We start from the raw sequence: 19,942 nt of genomic DNA, 5'->3' as shown, positions 1-19,942 counted from the left end.
GTATTAGGTAGTTAAGCAGGCGACAATTTTTGATCATAATTTACCTCTAAATGGTTAGAATTTTATTTTGTGATGACCCTCATGTTTTATTGGTAATGCATTAGCTATTTTTTACTAAATTAAAATATTTTTTTGATAAAAATATCACATGTATTAAATATAGTTCCCTATTTGCACTGTTGTGCCTGAAACAGGCACAGGTCAAAAAGTGTATTCCTTAGGTTAAATGCGTTTTGTTTCATTCCCTTGTGGTTAAGCTTTCCATAAATAGCCTTTAGCAAAGCTTAATGTTTGTATGTGGTAGAAAGGCGCTATCAGAATTTATCTGACTAAATTCACCTGATGGGGGCGCTTTAACTTTGGCACAGACCTCGCTCATGTTATCTTTGCCGTTTGGTTTTTCAGACAGTCAGAGTACTCCATTCCCCATGTCACAACCGCGTTTTGTTCACTTGCGTATCCACACAGATTATTCCATGACCGACGGTCTAGCCAAGGTCAAGCCTATTCTTGGTCAGATTGAAGCATTGGGCATGCCAGCCTTTGCGATTACGGATCAGAATAACCTCTGTGGTTTGGTGAAGTTTTACAGCGGCTGCCATGACAAAGGCATTAAACCCATCATTGGCGCGGATTTAAAAATGATAGTGCCTGGGTTTGAGAAAGAATTCTGCTCGTTGACTGTGTTAGCCATGGACAATGATGGCTATCAGAACCTGACTCAGCTGATCAGTCATGCCTATCTGCGTGGGCATGTGAATGATACCGTGGTCATTGATCAGCAGTGGCTGCTGGAGTTCAACAAAGGTATTTTGTTGCTCAGTGGTGGTCGAGAAGGGGATATCGGCAAAGCCCTACTGAAGGGGAACCGAGCCCAAGTGATGAACTTGGTGGAGTTTTATCAGACCCATTTCCCTGACCGTTATTACCTTGAGCTGCTGCGCACCGGCCGTCAGGACGAAGAACGTTACTTGCATGCAGCGGTTGAGTTAGCCGCGGAAGTTGGCTTACCTGTGGTGGCCACCAATCAGGTGGTATTTATGCAGCCGGATGATTTTGAAGCCCATGAAATCCGGGTTGCTATTCATGATGGCTATACCTTGGCAGACAGCCGACGGCCGAAAAAATACAGTGAGCAGCAATACCTGAAAACTGAGCAGGAAATGTGTGAACTGTTTGCAGATATTCCTGAAGCGCTGCAAAACACAGTGGAAATTGCTAAACGCTGTAACGTTACTGTGCGGCTACATGAATACTTCCTGCCTAATTTCCCCACCGGGGAGATGTCCACTGAAGAATTTCTGGTACACAAGTCTAAAGAGGGGCTGGAAGAACGTCTGGCATTTTTGTTCCCAGATCCCGACGAGCGTGTCCAAAAGCGCGGCCCCTATGATGAGCGACTGGATATTGAGCTGGGTGTGATTAACCAGATGGGATTTCCTGGTTACTTCTTGATTGTGATGGAGTTTATCCAGTGGGGTAAGGATAACGATATTCCTGTGGGCCCAGGACGTGGTTCAGGGGCGGGCTCTTTGGTGGCATATGCCCTGAAAATTACCGATTTGGATCCGTTGGAATTTGACTTGCTGTTCGAACGTTTTCTAAACCCAGAACGGGTATCCATGCCCGACTTCGACGTTGACTTTTGTATGGATCGCCGCGATGAGGTGATTGAACACGTTGCCGACATGTATGGCCGGGATGCGGTATCGCAGATTATCACCTTTGGTACCATGGCGGCCAAAGCGGTTATTCGCGACGTAGGCCGGGTGTTAGGCCACCCCTATGGCTTTGTTGACCGGATTTCAAAAATGGTGCCAGCAGAGCCGGGCATGACGCTAGCCAAGGCATTTGAGGCTGAACCTGCGCTGCCGGAAGCCTATGAAGCCGATGAGGAAGTGCGTGACCTTATCGACATGTGTCGCAAGCTTGAAGGGGTGACCCGTAACGCGGGTAAACACGCCGGTGGTGTGGTTATCGCGCCAACCAAAATTACTGATTTTGCTCCGCTGTACTGCGACAGTGAGGGGAAACATCCGGTTACCCAGTTTGATAAAAGTGATGTGGAATATGCCGGTCTGGTGAAGTTTGACTTCTTGGGGCTTCGGACGCTGACCATTATTAAATGGGCGCTGGACATGATTAACCCCAGAATGGCGAAAACTGGCCAAGATCTGGTGGATATTGCTGCTATTCCGCTGGATGACAAAAAGTCATTCGATGTCTTACAGCGCTATGAAACCACTGCCGTATTCCAGCTTGAATCCCGCGGGATGAAAGATCTGATTAAGCGTCTGCAACCGGACTGCTTTGAAGATATGATTGCATTGGTGGCACTGTTCCGTCCCGGTCCGCTCCAGTCGGGCATGGTGGACAACTTTATTGAGCGTAAGCATGGCCGAGAAGAGATCTCTTACCCGGATGTCACCTGGCAGCATGAGAGCTTAAAACCCATCCTTGACCCGACCTACGGCATTATTCTGTATCAGGAACAAGTAATGCAGATTGCTCAGGTACTGGCTGGATATACTCTGGGCGGCGCGGATATGTTGCGTCGCGCCATGGGTAAGAAAAAGCCTGAGGAAATGGCGAAACAGCGCGGCACCTTCCGCACCGGGGCAGAAAATAACGGTGTGAACGGCGAACTGGCTATGAAGATCTTCGATCTGGTGGAAAAGTTTGCCGGTTACGGTTTTAACAAATCGCACTCCGCTGCTTACGCTTTGGTGTCGTATCAGACACTGTGGCTGAAGACCCACTTCCCGGCGGAATTTATGGCGGCAGTAATGTCCGCCGATATGGATAACACGGATAAAATCGTCACCTTGGTGGATGAGTGTGAGCGCATGAAATTGCCGCTGTTACCGCCGGATGTAAATAAAGGTCTGTTTAAATTTACCGTGGATGACGAGCAGAATATTGTCTACGGCATCGGTGCCATTAAAGGGGTGGGAGAAGGTCCGGTTGAATCGATCCTCTCTGCCCGTAAAGATGGGCCTTTTACCGATTTATTTGATTTTTGCGCCCGGGTGGATCTGAAAAAGCTCAACCGCCGGGTGATTGAGCGGTTGATCCAGGCTGGCGCATTGGATCAGCTTGGCCCGCATCGCGCAGCAATGATGGCAACCTTGCCAGAAGCCATTCGGGCAGCGGATCAGCATGCCAAGGCCGAGGCCATCGGCCAGTGTGATATGTTCGGTTTACTTAACAGTGAGCAGGAAGATACTAAACAGCAGTTTGTGGATTGCGTGCCTTGGCCGGATAAAGTGTGGCTGGAAGGGGAGCGGGAAACCCTAGGGCTGTATTTGACCGGTCACCCTATCAACCAGTATTTGACTGAACTTAAGCAGTATACCTCTGGGCGATTGAAAGATATTCATCCTACTGAGCGGGGTAAAACAGTTAAAGCGGCAGGACTGGTTATCGCTTCGCGGGTGATGCTGACTAAGCGGGGCTCAAAAATGGGGCTGGTGACGCTGGATGATAAAAGTGGCCGACTGGAATGCATGCTGTTTACGGAAGCATTTGAGAAATTCCATCATCTGATTGAAAAAGATCGCATTCTGATTTGCGAAGGAGAAGTCAGTTTTGATGACTTCTCCGGCGGAAACCGCATGACAATCCGTAATATGATTGATATCAGTGAGGCCCGCAGCCATTTTGCCAAGGCGTTGGAAATTGATTTGGATGCTGACGGGATCTCACCTGAGTGGTTGGTGCAGCTTAGCGAAACCTTACAGCCTTGGCGCAATGGTGCCGTGCCTGTGGTGGTGAATTATCGCCAGTGTCAGGCTCGGGGACAATTCCGATTGGCTGATGGCTGGCGAGTCAATCCCAGTGATGATTTAGTGCTGAGCCTGCAGAGTCTGATAGGACCGGATAAGGTCCGTATTCTGTTTTGAAGATAACACATGTTTGAACAATTAAGCCGTACCATCAGCCAGGTTGCGACGCGGCCCGGCTGTAAGATTTTGCTTGGTTACAGTGGTGGCGTCGATTCTGAAGTGCTGGCCAGTTTGCTGGCACAATTTGCCCAACAACATCCAGAGTTTGATTATCTGCTGGTGTATGTCCACCATGGTCTGAGTCGTAATGCCGATGATTGGGCGGAGCATTGTCGCTGCAGTGCAACCCGTTATGGGTTGCCATTTTCCTTGCAGCGGGTCACGGTGGCGAAAGGTGCCAGATTAAGCATTGAGGCGGAAGCTCGGCGGGCGCGTTATCGTGCCATTGCGGCTTTGATGTCTCCTGGTGATCTGTTGCTGACGGCGCATCACCAAGATGATCAATTGGAAACTTTACTGTTGGCGCTTAAGCGCGGTCAAGGGCCAAGAGGATTATCTGCCATGGGGCGCATTCAGGCGTTTGATGGTGATAAATTACAGCTGCGGCCATTGTTGGATGTAAGCCGGGCAGACATTGAGGCTTATGCTGCGGCGCGAGGTATGGCGCATGTGGAAGATGAGAGTAATGCCGATATCAGCTACGACCGTAATTTCCTCCGTCATCGCATTATTCCATTACTGAAATCCCGGTGGCCGCAATTGGGTCATACCGCTGGGCGCAGTGCAGCGCTTTGTGCCCAACAGCAGATGGCGCTGGATGAGGTTGTGGCTGAGAAACTAGCGGCGGTGGTTTGCCACGGCGCTTGGGGTGTTAGCTTACCGCTAGTTGCGCTAGCGCAAAACCAGCCGCATTGGCAAAACTTGCTGCTGCGGGCCTTTATTGAGCAACAAGGGTTACCTCTGCCGTCCCAGCTACAGTTGGATGAAGCATTAAAACAGTTGTTGCAAGCCAAAGTGGATGCCAAAGTGGCCGTACGAGCCGGTGAGCTGTTATTGCGCCGTTATGATGGCAGTGTTTATGCTTGCAGTGCTACCAGTCACAATGCACCGAACAACACACTACAGGCTATGCAGGCGTATCAGGCAAGTCGTATCCTTTATCCGCCATCGTCAGAAAATGAGGATATGGCGAGCCGGGTAGTGGCGCTCCCAACCCACTTTAATTGTGGCGAATTTCAGGTGGATTTGACACTCACATCCACTGGGGCGCGAGTGCGTCAGCCGCAGACTGGTGAAGTGTGGCTGTGGGGTACTATGGCTGATTTTGCGATAAATGGCTCCTATCGCTGTCATCCACATACTCGCCATCAGGGGCGGGAGTTGAAAAAGTGTTGGCAGGAATTTGCCGTCCCCACTTGGTTAAGACCGCAATTGCCTTTGCTTTGCATTGATGGCCGAGTAGCCGCAGTGCCCGGTGTTTGGGTAGAGCAGGCATTTATGGCTGACGGTGATGAAAGTGGTATTGCATTTGCCTTGAACTTGCAGCAATAAACACCAAGATATACGTTTGGCTGACAATATCACCGGGGCCCTTTACTGAGCCCCTGTGATGCAATTTATGGGTGAGGTCTGCGGATTTACTCCGCCAGAGCATAACCGTTACGGCCGCCATTTTTGGCCTGGTAAAGTGCATCATCGGCCTGTTTGAAAAACTGCTCTGGCGTCATACTGCCATGATAACTGGCGCCGCCGATACTGATTTGCACTTGATATTGGCTGAGTAGATTATTTTCCCGTAAGCGGTTTAGCAGCCGGTTGCATAATACCCGACAGCCAGCTAAATCGCCGTCAAGCAAAATGACAAACTCATCCCCGCCTAGCCGAAAGGCCTGATCGCCGCTGCGAACGCCATTACTGAGCAGTTCCCCGAAGGCCTTGAGCACCTGATCGCCAAGGGGATGCCCCCAGTTATCATTCAGTTGTTTGAATTTATCCAAATCGAGGATCAACAGTGACAATGGTTGCAGCGTGCGACGTGCTTTAGCCGTGGCTGTGCTGACTGACCGCTCAAAGTCACGACGGTTGCCCAGTCCTGTCAGACTGTCCAGCATGGCTTGACGCGACATATTTTGATATTGCCAAGCATTACGCAGTGGCTGCATCAATAGATGTTCCAGTTTACTCAACAGACTAATCTGTGATGCACCGAGTGGGGCCTGCAGATGATAGGCAAATTTAACATTGTCCTTTTCCCAGCTGGTACTGCGATTAAGATGTAGGCTCCCTTGCTGTCCCCACTGAAAACGTTGTCCTTGCAAGTGCATATTAATGCCGACCAGCGGCAATATTTGGCCGAGCGTTCGAGCAAAACTACTAAACACAGTCCCGGGATCCAAACTTGCATGTAGCTTTTGGGCTATCTGGAGTAAATCCGGGCCATTGGCCTGTTCCATATGGAAAATTTGCCCATGTCCGACAGAATTGTTGGCATACGCTTCAGTTGCAAGCCCTATGTTCATTGTTTCGACCTCCGCATTGTCATACAACCGGTGAATTGTCCTAGTGAGTTCAAAGCAAAGAGCGTGCTGCAATAAATGTTAAATAAATTTGTCTTTATTTGTCATTAAGTTAATCTGTAAGTCCTTACATCTATGTTTTGCGCCGTATTTTTGACTCTGGTATAACAGATAGCAGTATGGTTTGGGATGGGTATTGAGTTAACACCGGCAGGAGAACCATTGATGGAACATGGCTTTCTGATTCAAATGTTGATGATGCTGGTGATCGCCATTGCTGCTATAGCCCTATTTCGTCGCTTGGGGTTACCGGCTATTCTTGCTTATCTGGTTACGGGTGTGGTCAGTGGCCCTAGTGGTTTTAGTTGGTTTTCCCAAGCCCAGATGCACTCAGTGGCAGAGCTGGGCGTTGTGTTGCTGATGTTTAGTCTTGGACTGGAATTTTCCTTACCCCGCCTATGGGCCATGCGTCGAACTGTATTTGGTCTTGGGGCTGCCCAAGTAGCATTAACTGCATTGGTCAGTGCGCTGGCGGCTTGGTATTTTCAACAGGATGTAACCGCGGCCATTGTGATTGGCGCTGCAATTGCCCTGTCTTCTACTGCAATTGTGCTGAAATTATTGAATGAGCAGAACTGGCTGCGTCGTCGTCATGGCGAGTTGTCAGTCAGTGTGCTGTTATTTCAGGATTTAGCGGTTGTTCCGTTACTTATTTTACTACCACTGTTAGCCAGTGATGGAGAAGCGCTGGCATATCAGGATATTGCTCTGGGGTTATTTAAGGGCATTGTCGTATTTGTGATTCTGATGGCTGCCGGGAAATGGGCGCTGCCACGAATATTTGATGAAGTGGCTCGGGCGCGTTCTAATGAATTGTTTGTGCTTTCCACTTTAGTGGTGGCTTTAGTGACAGGGGCCTTTACCCAGTGGATGGGAATGTCGATGGCTTTGGGTGCCTTTATGGCAGGGATGCTACTGGGAGAAAGCCAGTACAAGCGACAGCTTGAGGCGGATATTAAGCCATTTCGCGACTTGCTGATGGGGTTGTTTTTTATTTCCATTGGCATGCTACTGGACTTTCAGATGGTTTGGGATAATTGGTGGCAGATTTTGTTATTGCTGGTTGCCATTGTCATGGGCAAAGGCGCTGTGGTGTATCTGTTGCTGCGTCTGGGGGGAGAACCTATCCGAATCGCGGCGACATCGGCGATGACCTTGGCCCAAGTCGGTGAGTTTAGTTTTGTTATTCTGGCTCTGGCGGTGAATTACCAATTGCTGGATATGAGTATCAGTACACAGTTAGTGATGGTGGCTGTGCTGTCTATGGCTATCGCCCCTTGGTTGGTGCGCCACAGTGCGGAACTGGGGGGAAGGCTTCAGTCGCGTTTGGATAATAGTCCTTGGCAAGAGCCGGATATTCCCGAGATAAAGCAAAAAGAGACAGTTATTATTCTTGGCTATGGCCGGGTTGGTCAGACGATTGCGCGTTTTCTCAAGGTAGAGGCGGTGCCTTTTGTGGTGTTGGATCTGGACCCCACCCGGGTGGCTGAAGCGAAAAATGCAGGAGAGCCGGTATATTATGGTGACGCCGGTAAGCGAAGCCTTTTAAAACAGTTGGGGATCCGTAATAGCCAGACTTTAGTGGTGACTTTTTGTGACTCTCGCTCGCGAGAGAATGTAGTGCATTTATGTCGGGAATTGGCCCCTGAACTGACTATTTTGGTACGTACCCGGGATGATCAGAGTCTGCAGCAATTGGAGCAGGCAGGAGCTTCTCAGGTGATCCCTGAATCGCTGGAGGGCAGTTTGATGCTGGTCTCCCAGGTACTATTTCAATGTGGTATTCCCCTAAATCGGATCCTTAAGCGGCTCGAGTCTGAGCGCCGCAACCACTACCCCTATCTGCATGGTTTTTTCAGTGGCACAGAATCGGATTTTACCTTAGAGCAGTTGCATGCCGTGTCTTTGCCTGATGGCGCTGCAGCCGTAGGGCAACAGTTGTGTGAGATCCCTTGGGATAAACTGAAAGTGGATTTGAAGGCAATTCGACGCAATGGTGAAGAGATGGCGCAATGGGCTGGCCATTGGCAGCTTTGCAGTGGTGATATTTTATTGCTGCAAGGTAAGCCCCGCCGGGTGGAACGGGCAGAGCAGTACCTGTTGCAGGGATAAGATAAAAAGTAGTTATTCCTTGCCGTATGCAGCAACAAATACCCGGGCAATTTCTGCCAAACTAACCTTCAATGCTGATCGGGAGGGCAGCTCACCATCTGTCATCAGTGCCGGCCAAAGCAATAGCCCATTAAACATACCTTGTAATAGCTGGCTCATTACCTCTAAATCTGTGATCTGTAACATGCCGGCATCTGCGGCGCTGGCTAACCAGTCAGAGAATAAGGTATCTCTGTCATAAATATCTTCAATGATTTCCCGTGCTAATTCCGGTTGGCGCAGTAACTCCACCATAATCATGCGTAGCATGGGAATGCTGTAGGTGCGGTACAGACATTGGCTTTCATGCTGTAGCAAGATAAGCAGTTGTGAATAGAGCGACATGTCTGCATTGAATACCGGCCCTTTGGGATCGCGCATTCTGTCATGGAGCCGGTGGAGTACAGCAGTGAATAAAGTCTCTTTACTGTTGAAATGACGGTAGAGTGTTCGTTTTGAGACGCGCGCCAATTGCGTTATTGCATCTGTGTTGGCTCGTTCAAATCCTTGTTGCAAAAATTCTGTTTCTGCGGCATCAAGGATATCCAGTTTTTTTCTGTCAGAAAGCTTCATAACCGGCGTCAATATTAATTTTGCTCAACTTATCACCACAGATCACAAAAGTACACTAATGAGTTTACTTTTTGTGGGGCACTGCATAAAATTCGCTGCATTCAATGGAAGCTTCTATATAGGAACGGCTCAATGAAATATCTTGCTGGACTCGGGTTAATGCTATGTTGTGCTCAGGCCAGCGCGTTTGAATTGCCGCTGTTTGCCAAAGAAGCCCGAGAACAGGGTTACACTCTGCCTAGCCCCTATGGCGTGAGTATCGGTGCCATGCATGTGGATCAGGATGTGGTGATCGATAAAATTGCTTTTTCAGGATTAAAATTTTTGGGTAATCCACTGCCGGATAACCTTATTGATATTTCTGCCGCGCCGGGTAGCCAAGATAGCCAAGTGTTTACCGTAAGGGGCGATGTTTGGGTTTTACCTTTTCTAAATTTGTACGCCGTCGGCGGCAAAATGAAAGGAACATCGGCCACTCGAGTTACCATTAATAAGCTTAATCTTCCCACGTCGTCTTTTTTTCCTAAGAAAGTGGCTATCAACCGCTCATTTGATTTTCAGTTGGATCTTGATGGGGATCTATTTGGTGCTGGTGTTGTGGTGGCTGGGGGGACAGGCAATTGGTTTACCTTGGTCGATGCCAGCTTGACCGAAACTCGCCTGACTGTGATTGACGGTGAAATTGATGCTTTTGTGCTGTCTCCTCGGGTCGGGTATAACTTTACCGACATGGGGGTGCCGCTGAAAGTCTGGGTGGGGGGTATGTATCAGGATGTGGAACAAGATCTGACTGGTTATATCCATAAACTTGATCTGGGGCCACAACTGGGCGCCTTGCTGGGCTTAGTGGATAAGGATCGCCAGGGGCGGTTTGAAGTACAACAGCATTTGTGTACCCCTTGGAATACCTTAGTGGGCTTTCAGTATCAATTTAAACAAGATTTTTCACTAATTGGTGAGGCGGGCCTTGGCGGTCGTAGCAGTGCCATGTTGTCATTGGAATACCGTTTTTGAAGAAGCTAACCTCAATTTTGGGTCTGTGTATGACCTTGGTGTTTTCCAACGCTTGTATCGCTGCGGAGGCATCTTCCCCGCCATCCTGGTTGGATAAACTACTGGAAACCTTTGGTGCCAGTGATTCGTTGTCACAGGAGAAGGGCATTGACTGGGGCGTATTGCCCGGCCCTTTTGTTAACCCAAAGCAGGGCTTTGGTCTCGGCGTTGCAGCAATTGGGTTATATTCGCCTGCAGGCCGTCAGGCTGATACGCAAATTTCCAGTGTCAGTATCAAATCTTACGTGTCGACCTCAGGCTCTTATGGTTTGGGGGTCGAGAATCGTACGTATTTTAGTGATGACAGTATTCGGTTATCTGTTGATGGTTGGATAAGCCATGCACCAAGCGATTATTGGGGCATTGGGCGTAGCGCAGCCGAACAGCAGCAGAATAAATCTGAAGTTGAGTCTCAAATACTGCAACTATCACCCAAAATATCTTATCGCTTGTTGACCCATACCTATGCAACCTTGGGGTGGGATTTTCAATCTTACAGCAATATTCATACGACTGGGTCAGCGTTAACCCCGGCGCAGACTCAAGATGCCCATACCAGTGGTGTTAGCTTGGGGCTCGCTTATGATAGCCGGGATTTTGCTCTCAACGCCTACAGCGGAATATTGCTCAGCGCTGTGTATGAAAGCTATAACGCTGCATTAGGCTCTGATCATAGCTATGACAGTTTAATTTTGAATTACCGCCAATATAGTGCGCTGAGTAAAAACTTAGTGTTAGCTTGGGAGCTATATGGCCAGGGGCTAAGTGGCGATGTGCCTTGGTTTGCCATGTCACAGATAGGGATTGATGGCCGGATGCGGGGCTACTATCAGGGACAATATCGGGATAAATATCAGCTCAGTGGGCAGATTGAATTGCGTCAGCATTTGGCCGGGCGTCATGGTCTGGTGTATTGGCTCGGTGGTGGCAATGTTGCCTCTGAGCGTCAGCAGTTGTTTAATCAAGCATGGTTGCCCACTATCGGTATTGGTTACCGGTTGGCATTTAAGCCAAGGGTCAATATCCGTTTTGATTTCGGTGTAGGTAAAGATACCACCGGATTTTATTTTCAAATCAATGAAGCGTTTTGATGGCGAAATTTATTAATGGCCTGTTGGGAGCCGCAATCCTAATCAGTACATCACTACCAGCATGGGCATTACAGGCGCCTGCAGGTGTGCGTCCCTGTTGTGCTTTTGGCACAGATTTAAAAGCTGAGCTTGGCTGGATGCCGGTCCCTTTTTTTTCGCTAGAAAATGTACTGTCACCCGATGGTTTAGGTAAGCATATTTACAATGATGGTGAGCAGGGTGTGACAGGTAGTTTGCTTGGTATGTCTGATGAAAAAAATGGTTTGCTTTATACCCACAAGGGTGGGTTTATTGATACAGCCCATGTGCGTGATACAGCAGACTACACCTATTATCTTTACCAAAAACTTTGGCCTGAAGTGGGTAGCAGTTTCACCTTGGATTTGCCTGATGAGCTGCGCCATCGGCAAATTGTATTACATACTGACGGTCAATTACGTACTGAAGCGGAAAAACGTCAGCAGGGCATTAAACTCGCTGGATTAATGGCATTTGAGTTAGCTCAGTGGCATGAAATTGCCCAGTGGTTTGGTATGACATCCGTGAGTGGTTGGTCTGAGTTAGCCTCTGCGTTTTCGCCAGAAGATCTCTACTCCAATATGCTGGGAGCCAAACTTGCGATGCAAGTGTTGCAGCAGCAGCCCAAGATGGATGTCGCTGCATTTAGCTATGCCTTACAACAAGCGTTGCAGCAGACACTGCGTCAATTGGATGTGGTGAGTAAAGTGGCGACAGAACAACGAATTGATGCTCTGGATGGTAACTGGTGGGACAGTCATGAGCGTTTACCTAACAAATGGGTACTGCGTAAACGGGATTACAATCTGGCGTTGACCCGATATCCCCATGGCACAACTACCGGGATGCCGCTGCAATTGCAGGATAGCTTGCTGGTGGAGCTGCGTTTGGTTCCAGCCGATAGTGAGTCATCTTTTGCGGTATTGCCTGAGGCGCTAAAAAATCAGCCTTACTGGACGGAGCAGCAATTCCAAACGCTAGCAAACTTCGCCCGCAATCAAGACCTTAAACTTCGCCCGGATGCGGATATTAATCAGTCTACTTAACGGCCATGTTAGCCGATAGCCAGATAGTGCAATTCTCCAAGCCTATCTGGCATAATTGCTAGTTTACACGGCACAAAAAGCGCATATGAACTTAAGCTATGCCGCCATTAAAATAATGCTGGCGTGATGGTTATAGCTCAAAAAAGTGGCGTAAATCGTCAATTTGGCACATGGCATCCTGATAGCCCAAGGTAATCAATGCTCTGGTATAACGCTGCTCAAACAGGAGATAAGAACCTAGGCTTGAGTCAGATGCTTGCATAATGCCCATCGCGCGCAGCAACATGCGGATGGGTAAGGGCATATCAAGATAGAAAGGGGCGGCTACTTGGCTCAAATCTTCGCTGGGTTTGAGTACTAATGTTTCTATTGGCCGCAATGCTAGCTGTTGGCGTTTATTTGGCGGGATTAATGTCAGCGTGCTGTTAATCCGCTCCAATCGCTCCAAATCACTATTTAACGTATCGGAAAACACCGTATCCAGCAGATGGCCTGCCAGTGATGCTGCTTTAGGATGATAGGCCATTTCTTTGCGTGAATACTTGTGAGGGCTGTCGAGATTTATCACCATGATTTTATCTGCCCCCAAGTGGACGGGGCTGGATAATGGCGCCAATTGGTGGACTGAACCGTCACCAAAATAATGCTGTCCCAGTTTGACTGAGGGAAAAATAAGTGGAATGGCGGCACTGGCTAACAGATGCTCCGTGTTGAGTCGGGTGCGACGCCCCTGTCTTCGGGCCCGCCGCCAGTTACCGGCTTGTTCATTACCTTGGAAAAAGGTAATGGAACCTGCATTGTTATAGCATGATGTCTCAACGCTTAGCGCCCGCAGTGCGCCGCGCTGAATATTGCGATCAATCCTTTCAAAATCAATCAACTCATTGAGTAATTGTCGCAGCGGTTCATTATCAAGCAGACTGCTGGCATCGGTATTAACATGGCTAGGTTGCATAACCCTGAGTAGCATCTGCAGCAAGTGACCTAATAGGCAGTGGCCTGAGGTCCGATAAATTCGACTGGTCTGCATATGACGCCAGACCCATTCCAGTTTTCTGACCCCTAAATGAAAACAAGATGCGTGGGTTGCAAGGGAAGTACCATTGATGGCTCCGGCAGATGTGCCGCAGATAATGTTAAATGGGATATGGTGATTACGTGGGTAGCACTGTACCAGCGCTTTTAATACCCCGACCTGATAAGCTGCCCGGGCTCCGCCACCGCCCAATACTAATGCTGTGGTGCCTGCCAATATGATGCCATCCGTGTGCTTAGAGCCAATAGCTTAATTAATGATTTTTTTACGCTAAAAAGCAAGCATGCAATATTGCTTAGTAGCACCCTTAGCTATCTTTCCATGTTAATTTAGTTGCAATGTTAACTGGGTAGCTGCGTTAACTGAATTGATGATGTGATGCCAAGAGCATTAAGAAAGCAATCTAAAGCAATCTATGGTGGATAACAAGTGCGACTTTGTTGGCATCATAACGCTAAGATAGCAGTTGTCATTTACCGCGCACTACTATCGATAACTTATGCATTTGGATAGAGAAAGCTTCTTACGAGTATAATTTTTAACTTGAAATAGATGACACTTTTGACACTTAGTGAGGTACTTTTTCTACTGCATTAGATTGGCGGTCAGTTTTCCAAGCTGAACGTGTCAGGGTCAGCATAGCTTGTATTGCAGATGACATTTTGGCTCCCGTTAAAAGTAACAATTAGCGTAGTATATATGGGAACTTATCAAATGAGAATTATTTTTGTTTGCGGTAATGGCTTTTGACAATAAAAATCCGGTGCGCAGGTAAGCCGGCACCGGATTAAATAGCACTGCTAACAGGGGATAAATCTGCTAGCTGAGAAGAGCTTGTGTCAGCGATTAGAAGTCATCACCACCGAAGTCGTCACTGCCACCAAAGAAGCCGGAGTCACCACTGTCACCACCGAAGAAACCTGAGTCAGTGTTATCATTGTTGGCAAACATATCATCGCCGCCAAAGCCTGAATCACTCCCAAAACCGTTGTCGCCGCTAAATCCTGGATCTGTGTAATCAGAGCTGAAACCTGAATTACCGTTCAAAAAACCACTGTCAGAGCCTGTATCTGCCGCCGCAGTTTCAGTCGCTGCGCTGCTAGGGTCAGCCGCTGGCACCGCAGTATCTGTTGCAGCAGTCTCAGTTGCGGCATCAGCAGCAGGCGCTGCTGCAGTTTCTGCAGCTGGGGTATCATGATCAAACAGCATATTGCTGATCAGATTACCGGCAACCATACCGGCTGCAACACCAGCAGCTGTTTGCATAAAGCCGCCAAACGCACTAGGGCGAGAAACTGGTTGAGGTGGTACAGGGGCAGGACGACTGCCGCCAAACATCTTGCTCAGTGAGCCACGTTGAGATTCGTCACGATAATAATCGGTGCTTTCTTGCAGATAATCGTTTTTCTGCTTCAGCTCTTTCAGTGCCATTTCTTGCACTAATACTGCTTGAGTCAGCTTGTAAACGATATCCGGTTGAGAGGCAATTTCGCTGTTAATAAACTGCTCAGCTTCAGCATCTTTAGGCTTGTTTGGGCTGTCCTTTAATTTACGGGCAACATTTGCAATAAGATCTTTTTCTTGTGGGGTCATTATTTTTACCTTTCAACTAATTACTACTGTCACGGGCCTGTCTCATCAATCCTGCTCCCCCGACGCCCAGGATCCCAATGACATTTCATTATAGCCTGTTTAACGCATCAAACTAGCAGCACATTAATGCATGAATGAGAATTAATATCTTTGCAACTATATGTTTTCTAATTATTTACTAATTTTATAATGGATATAAAAAAAACCGGCCGTAGCCGGTTGTTCAATGAGAGAGTGATTAGTGCACATGTCCGTGCTCTGCTTCCTCTGCCGTTGCATCTCGTACTTCTTGCACTGTTCCGCGGAAAGTAAGGGTTTTTCCTGCCAGTGGATGATTGGCATCAACTGTGACTTGATCCCCTTCAACTGCTGTGACCCGAACCTGAAAATTGCCATTTTCACCCTGAGCAGTAAATGACATACCAACTTCGACGTTGTCTACCCCTTGAAATGCATCCGCTGGTACCTTTTGCACATGGGCTGGATTGTATTGGCCATAGGCTTGCTCTGGAACAACAGTAACTTCAAATACATCGCCAGCCTGTTTACCCGCTAAGGCTTGCTCCAATCCCGGAATAATATTGCCCGCACCATGCAGATATTTTAGCGGTTCACGTCCTTCTGAGCTGTCGATAACCTGATTAGTTTCGTCAGTGACACTATAATCAATGGTGACTACTTTATTTTCTGTGATCATGTGGCCGTCCTTTGGTTCGGCATGAATGGGTGCGGAATAACCGCCGCCTGTACAGCACTTCCGAATATATTCACCCATAATGGGTGGCTGTTGCAATAATGCTAACATGTTGAAAGTTTGTGGTGAAACTTAGCATGGGTAATTAATGGTAATTTTTCCAGTTTCACTATTAATCTTATCATTGCAAGGCTTGCTCGAGATGTCGTGAAGTATCTGTTTATTGTTATAGCGAGATACCGATACCTACCGCATTATCATAAAAATCGTAATCTGAAATGGTAAAGCCATAACCACTTTCTAGCTTCAAATAGCCATGTAATTTTTTATAAAGAGGGAATTGCCAACTGAGCGCCTCGTAGCCCCGAGACAGACCACTCTCAATCTGGTTTCGCAGTGTTAATTTCAGAATATGTCGACCAGGTTGCCATCTGAATTGAATATCACCATTACCCATATACTTTTCAATATTGGGGTTGTAATCATAATGTCCCTTTACTTGTAATCTCACCCATGGCCGGATAGTAATATCAACATTGTCATTACCAAATTGAGTTTCGAGGAAAAATCGGTTCCAACTGCGCTCAAAATGTCCGCCTTTACCGTTGGATTGGTGCATAAAGCCAAAGCGGGTGTAATGCCAATTCCACCCTGAGGCATCTATATCCTGGTTGAACACCCAAAACAGTTCCGGTTGATATTGGGTATCACGAAAATAAGCTGACCGGTCATATGCCTGCCAATTAGCAATTTGGGTATAGCTGAAGTAGATACCATCATTTGCCGTAAAGACATTGCTGGCCAAGCCATATTTCAGGCTAACTTGAAATTGAAAATTAGCTTTATTGATATCGTTCCCATTGGGATTTTGCGGGGAAAAGTATTCCTGGTTGGGGTCGGTAGTATAGAAAAATGGCAATGCATAATTATCGCCATAGGGGGTAAGGGTAAATTGATCCGTTTGCGGGGAAAAATCCGCCTGAGGCTTACTGTAACTTAATGGCGAAAGCCCACAGAGAATAATAAGTAGTATGGTTTTGGGGATGAAACTGGGCATAACAGGCAATAGCAGCGTGGGGTTTAAGTATTAATTTAGTCTACCTGCTAAGTTTGTGTGTCAGGCATTAAATATATTTAAACTATTTGGCAATGGAAGGGCAGTATTTAGAAGAGAGAATGCTGATAAATGTTGTCTTGTGTATGAACGAATAATACAAACAAAAAAGCCACTCAGTGAGTGGCTTTTTTGTTTGTATGGTGCCGGCACCAAGAGTCGAACTCGGGACCTACTGATTACAAGTCAGTTGCTCTACCAACTGAGCTATGCCGGCGAATGGTGGTGCCCGAACCCGGAATCGAACCAGGGACACGAGGATTTTCAATCCTCTGCTCTACCAACTGAGCTATTCGGGCAATTGGCGTCAGAGCCAATCGTCTCTTTGCTGCAGACTGCTCCGCATCAAAGTGGCTGTATCATAAGTGCTTGCTGTGAATTGATGCAAGTACTTTTCTATTAGATTATGCGTGTTTGCCTAGTAATTAAACTAACTGGTCATCACAAGGCTAGAGATGATGAATTATTGTGCTAAAAAGTGTGAGCGACTGTGAGAACCGGGTCATTTTATTACCCTGTGCGGATAAAAATTAATCGGATTTATATTAAGGACAGTTAATATAAATTTTGTTGTAACTACAACTTATCAGGAGTACATTGTGCCCCTTTTATTGTTGCAGGTGAAACAAAGTGAGCGAGAAATTCTACCAGTATGTGATCTACAGCCTGTTGAGTATGACGGCACTGTTTTCAGTGTTTCTGATTGCATCTGATGTAAAGGCTCCGTTCACAACCCAAGCCAGTGTTAGCAAAGCTGTGGCGCAGATAGCTCCCGAGGTGTCAGGTGTGGTGACTCAGGTGGCGGTACATAATGGCCAGCGTGTTACTCAGGGTGAATTACTGTTCAGTATTGATGCTAAACCTTATCAATTGGCATTATCTCAAGCGCATAGTCAGTTAGAGTCGGCATTACAGGCTAATCAAACCACCTTGAAAGAATTAGAGATTGCGCGGGCTACTCTTAAAGAGCGCCAGATCCAGCAGTTAAATGCGGATCGTAATCTCAAGCGCTTACAGGCTCTGGGGCAGCACAGTTTGGTGAGTAAGGCTAAATTGGATGATGCGACCCAGCAGGCTGAGTTGGCTGCAACAGCTGTGGATATGGCCAAGGCCAGTATCGATAAATTACAACTGCAGTATCAGTTTAATGGCCATAACAGCCGAGTCGATGCGGCAAAAAATGCCGTTGCTCAGGCTCAGCTTCAACTATCAAAGACCCAAGTGTTAGCGGGTGCTGATGGCGTAGTGACCAATTTGCAACTCAGTGCTGGTACTTTTATCAGCAAAGGCAGTACTGCCATGTTGATGACCGAGCCGACGCACGATTGGATTAATGCCGATTTTAATGAGCGCGGGCTGCCTTTATTACAAGCCGGTGCCCAGGCATTAGTCGTGTTTGATGCCTATCCGGGTAAGGTTTTTCCAGCCAAGTTGAGCAATCTTGATGATGCTGTATTTGATCCGTCCAATACTCAAGGCAAGTTAGCCGTGGTGGTCAATAACAATCGCTGGATACGCGAGCACCAAAATATCCGCGCCCGATTAACGGTTGGGAGTATTGAAAATGGCTTAATTTCTGGCTCTAAAGCCAGTGTTATGCTGCTGCCAGCCAAGGGCGTATGGCATTATGTTGCCAGTGGTTGGATGTCATTGCTCAGTTACCTGCGTTATCTGTATTGAGTTTAATGGCTATGAGTATCCAAACGCTCAATCGCAAGTTGGCGAAGTTGACCCATTGGCTGGAACGTTTAGTCGATTTTAGGGCTGTACGGGGCACTTTTATTATTGTGACCTGTATGGTGCTGGGAAAGTTTTTAAATTTTACCGCGCCCGTGTATCTGGCTTTTTTCCCAGCGGTATTGGTGATACGGCTAAAACAGGCTCATCTGCCACTGATGGTAAAAATGCTGCTGCCCAGTGTGTTGTCAGCTGCCAGTGCCGTAGTGCTGTCAGAGTTATTTCAGTCCCACCCTTTTATTGTCTGGACCATTAGCCTGTTTTATTTTGACTGGCTAAGGCGCAGAGCCGATACCCCGATAAAAGTTGCTGGCATCTTGGTGCCCATTTTTATCTGGGTGCTGAATATCGTGATGGCACAGCAGGGTAACCGGATTGATTTACCGGCTAATCTGCGGGAAATTTGTCTGGCAGTATTAATCTGTATCTCTGTCACTAAGTTGATGTTTTGGCTGATCCCATCCGCGGAGCCACAGCCTCATTATCAGTTTCAGCCCCAGCGGGTCACTTTTAAACAGCGGGCAATTTCCTTAGGGTTAATCGGCACAGGAACGGCATTTTTGCTGATAGTGGATATGATGTCGGCGCTGTTTTGCTTAGTACCTGTGATTGCCATTGCCACCCAGGTTTCATGGCAGGGATATGTGAGTGATGTTAAACGTCGATTGCTGACGCAGGTAGGTGGATGCTCCTTAGCAGTGTTCTTTACCTTTTTCCTTTCCGGTCATCAGGATATTATAAGCTTTTATATCCTGTGTCTGGCTGTTCTGGTGTACCTGTTTGTCTGGTCCGTAGAGCAGAGCAGCGGCGATATCAGGACGATTCAGGCAGATGCCTTGCTGGCCACGATTTTGCCAATCCAGCTGTATATCAGTCAAAGCGGAATGACCCTGAAAGGGGCTTATCTGCGGGGCTGGCAGCTGAGTGTGACCCTGGCCATAATGTTTGCACTGCATCTGTTAACCGAGAAAAAGGGCAATGCAGATCCAAAAGGATAAAATCGAACAACTGTTTGCCAGCACCCCCTTTGTGATGGGACTGGCCTACAAACAGTACCGGTGCATGGTTACCCATGAACTGCAGCAGCAGTTCCATATTACCATCGAGATGTACGGCGCCCTGAGGGTACTGGACGCCATGGGACAGATTTCCCAACAGACGCTGGCGGATACTTTGCTGCGGGAGCGCTCAGTGACCAAACGTTTGGTGGATAACTGTATTAAGCGCGGCATAGTGTTTGCTGCAAAGTCGGCCCAGAACCGTAAAACCAAGTTATTGGCGATGACAGAAGAAGGGCTGGCTGTTTTGAAACAAGCCAATGTGTTGATGGCAGATATCACCGGCCATTATTTTGGTGGCTTGAGTGAAGAAGAAAATAAACTGCTGTTGGGGCTGTGCCGTAAATTAGTTCGGGAAGATATTCTGGTCCATGAATAACCGTGTATAAGCCAATCAAAATAAAAGCGCCAATGGGC

Annotated in this window: 15 protein-coding genes and 2 tRNA genes; 9 read left to right on the top strand and 8 right to left on the bottom strand. The window is 47.6% G+C overall.

Annotation, left to right across the window (positions count from 1 at the left end):
* The first annotated feature begins 428 nt into the window (after positions 1 to 428).
* Together dnaE and tilS are read left to right on the top strand one after the other, a co-directional pair.
* The gene (gene dnaE, locus NFHSH190041_RS14400; protein ID WP_261922457.1) at positions 429 to 3,902 is read left to right on the top strand and encodes a DNA polymerase III subunit alpha; all 3,474 of its coding nucleotides are present in this window, start codon (positions 429 to 431) and stop codon (positions 3,900 to 3,902) included.
* Positions 3,903 to 3,911: 9 nt separating this feature from the next.
* Entirely contained in the window at positions 3,912 to 5,336 is a 1,425-nt protein-coding gene (tilS, locus tag NFHSH190041_RS14395; RefSeq protein WP_261922456.1) for a tRNA lysidine(34) synthetase TilS, read from the top strand.
* Between the two features lie 86 nt (positions 5,337 to 5,422).
* Here tilS and NFHSH190041_RS14390 read toward each other — a convergent pair whose 3' ends face one another.
* Entirely contained in the window at positions 5,423 to 6,304 is an 882-nt protein-coding gene (locus NFHSH190041_RS14390) for a GGDEF domain-containing protein (RefSeq protein ID WP_261922455.1), read from the bottom strand.
* A 222-nt stretch (positions 6,305 to 6,526) separates the two neighbouring features.
* Here NFHSH190041_RS14390 and NFHSH190041_RS14385 point away from each other — a divergent pair, with 222 nt between their 5' ends.
* On the top strand, positions 6,527 to 8,473 hold the full coding sequence (locus tag NFHSH190041_RS14385) for a monovalent cation:proton antiporter-2 (CPA2) family protein (RefSeq protein WP_261922454.1): 1,947 nt from the start codon (positions 6,527 to 6,529) through the stop codon (positions 8,471 to 8,473).
* Between the two features lie 12 nt (positions 8,474 to 8,485).
* Here the strand turns inward: NFHSH190041_RS14385 and NFHSH190041_RS14380 are convergent, their stop codons facing one another.
* A complete protein-coding gene (locus NFHSH190041_RS14380) occupies positions 8,486 to 9,085 on the bottom strand; it encodes a TetR/AcrR family transcriptional regulator (protein WP_261922453.1) in 600 nt (199 codons plus the stop codon).
* 132 nt (positions 9,086 to 9,217) lie between these two features.
* Between NFHSH190041_RS14380 and NFHSH190041_RS14375 the strand changes: the two genes are divergently transcribed.
* From NFHSH190041_RS14375 to NFHSH190041_RS14365, 3 genes are read left to right on the top strand one after another with little or no spacing between them, the layout of a single operon-like run.
* The gene (locus NFHSH190041_RS14375; protein WP_261922452.1) at positions 9,218 to 10,099 is read left to right on the top strand and encodes a virulence protein; all 882 of its coding nucleotides are present in this window, start codon (positions 9,218 to 9,220) and stop codon (positions 10,097 to 10,099) included.
* Positions 10,096 to 11,229, top strand: coding sequence for a BamA/TamA family outer membrane protein (locus NFHSH190041_RS14370; RefSeq protein WP_261922451.1), 1,134 nt, complete (start codon positions 10,096 to 10,098; stop codon positions 11,227 to 11,229). Before NFHSH190041_RS14375 ends, NFHSH190041_RS14370 begins: the two co-directional genes overlap by 4 nt.
* On the top strand, positions 11,229 to 12,293 hold the full coding sequence (locus tag NFHSH190041_RS14365) for a DUF4056 domain-containing protein (protein ID WP_261922450.1): 1,065 nt from the start codon (positions 11,229 to 11,231) through the stop codon (positions 12,291 to 12,293). The genes NFHSH190041_RS14370 and NFHSH190041_RS14365 overlap by 1 nt, the downstream gene beginning before the upstream one ends.
* Before the next feature lie 130 nt (positions 12,294 to 12,423).
* Here the strand turns inward: NFHSH190041_RS14365 and NFHSH190041_RS14360 are convergent, their stop codons facing one another.
* From NFHSH190041_RS14360 to NFHSH190041_RS14335, 6 genes are all read right to left on the bottom strand, one after another.
* Complete coding sequence (locus NFHSH190041_RS14360) at positions 12,424 to 13,545, bottom strand: patatin-like phospholipase family protein (protein ID WP_261922449.1); 1,122 nt, start codon at positions 13,543 to 13,545, stop codon at positions 12,424 to 12,426.
* A gap of 630 nt (positions 13,546 to 14,175) precedes the next feature.
* A complete protein-coding gene (locus NFHSH190041_RS14355; protein WP_261922448.1) occupies positions 14,176 to 14,922 on the bottom strand; it encodes a DUF2076 domain-containing protein in 747 nt (248 codons plus the stop codon).
* A gap of 238 nt (positions 14,923 to 15,160) precedes the next feature.
* Complete coding sequence (locus NFHSH190041_RS14350; RefSeq protein WP_261922447.1) at positions 15,161 to 15,619, bottom strand: peptidylprolyl isomerase; 459 nt, start codon at positions 15,617 to 15,619, stop codon at positions 15,161 to 15,163.
* A gap of 223 nt (positions 15,620 to 15,842) precedes the next feature.
* Positions 15,843 to 16,673 (bottom strand): phospholipase A, encoded by an 831-nt coding sequence (locus tag NFHSH190041_RS14345; RefSeq protein ID WP_261922446.1) that lies wholly within the window; start codon positions 16,671 to 16,673, stop codon positions 15,843 to 15,845.
* Between the two features lie 198 nt (positions 16,674 to 16,871).
* Positions 16,872 to 16,947 (bottom strand) — tRNA-Thr (locus NFHSH190041_RS14340).
* Between the two features lie 6 nt (positions 16,948 to 16,953).
* Positions 16,954 to 17,029: transfer RNA gene (locus NFHSH190041_RS14335), tRNA-Phe, on the bottom strand.
* A gap of 331 nt (positions 17,030 to 17,360) precedes the next feature.
* On the opposite strand from NFHSH190041_RS14335, the gene NFHSH190041_RS14330 reads away from it, so the two are divergent.
* The 3 genes from NFHSH190041_RS14330 to NFHSH190041_RS14320 are packed head-to-tail and all read left to right on the top strand — an operon-like array spanning position 17,361 to position 19,904.
* Positions 17,361 to 18,410, top strand: coding sequence for an HlyD family secretion protein (locus tag NFHSH190041_RS14330; protein WP_261922445.1), 1,050 nt, complete (start codon positions 17,361 to 17,363; stop codon positions 18,408 to 18,410).
* Positions 18,350 to 19,465, top strand: coding sequence for a DUF2955 domain-containing protein (locus NFHSH190041_RS14325; protein ID WP_261922444.1), 1,116 nt, complete (start codon positions 18,350 to 18,352; stop codon positions 19,463 to 19,465). Before NFHSH190041_RS14330 ends, NFHSH190041_RS14325 begins: the two co-directional genes overlap by 61 nt.
* The gene (locus NFHSH190041_RS14320) at positions 19,446 to 19,904 is read left to right on the top strand and encodes a MarR family winged helix-turn-helix transcriptional regulator (protein ID WP_261922443.1); all 459 of its coding nucleotides are present in this window, start codon (positions 19,446 to 19,448) and stop codon (positions 19,902 to 19,904) included. Before NFHSH190041_RS14325 ends, NFHSH190041_RS14320 begins: the two co-directional genes overlap by 20 nt.
* The last annotated feature ends 38 nt before the right edge of the window (positions 19,905 to 19,942 follow it).

The organism is Shewanella sp. NFH-SH190041, assembly GCF_024363255.1.
In the GTDB taxonomy this organism is placed as follows: domain Bacteria; phylum Pseudomonadota; class Gammaproteobacteria; order Enterobacterales; family Shewanellaceae; genus Shewanella.
Note: the sequence above shows the minus strand (reverse complement) of the source record. Positions and strands in the feature narration are given on the sequence as shown.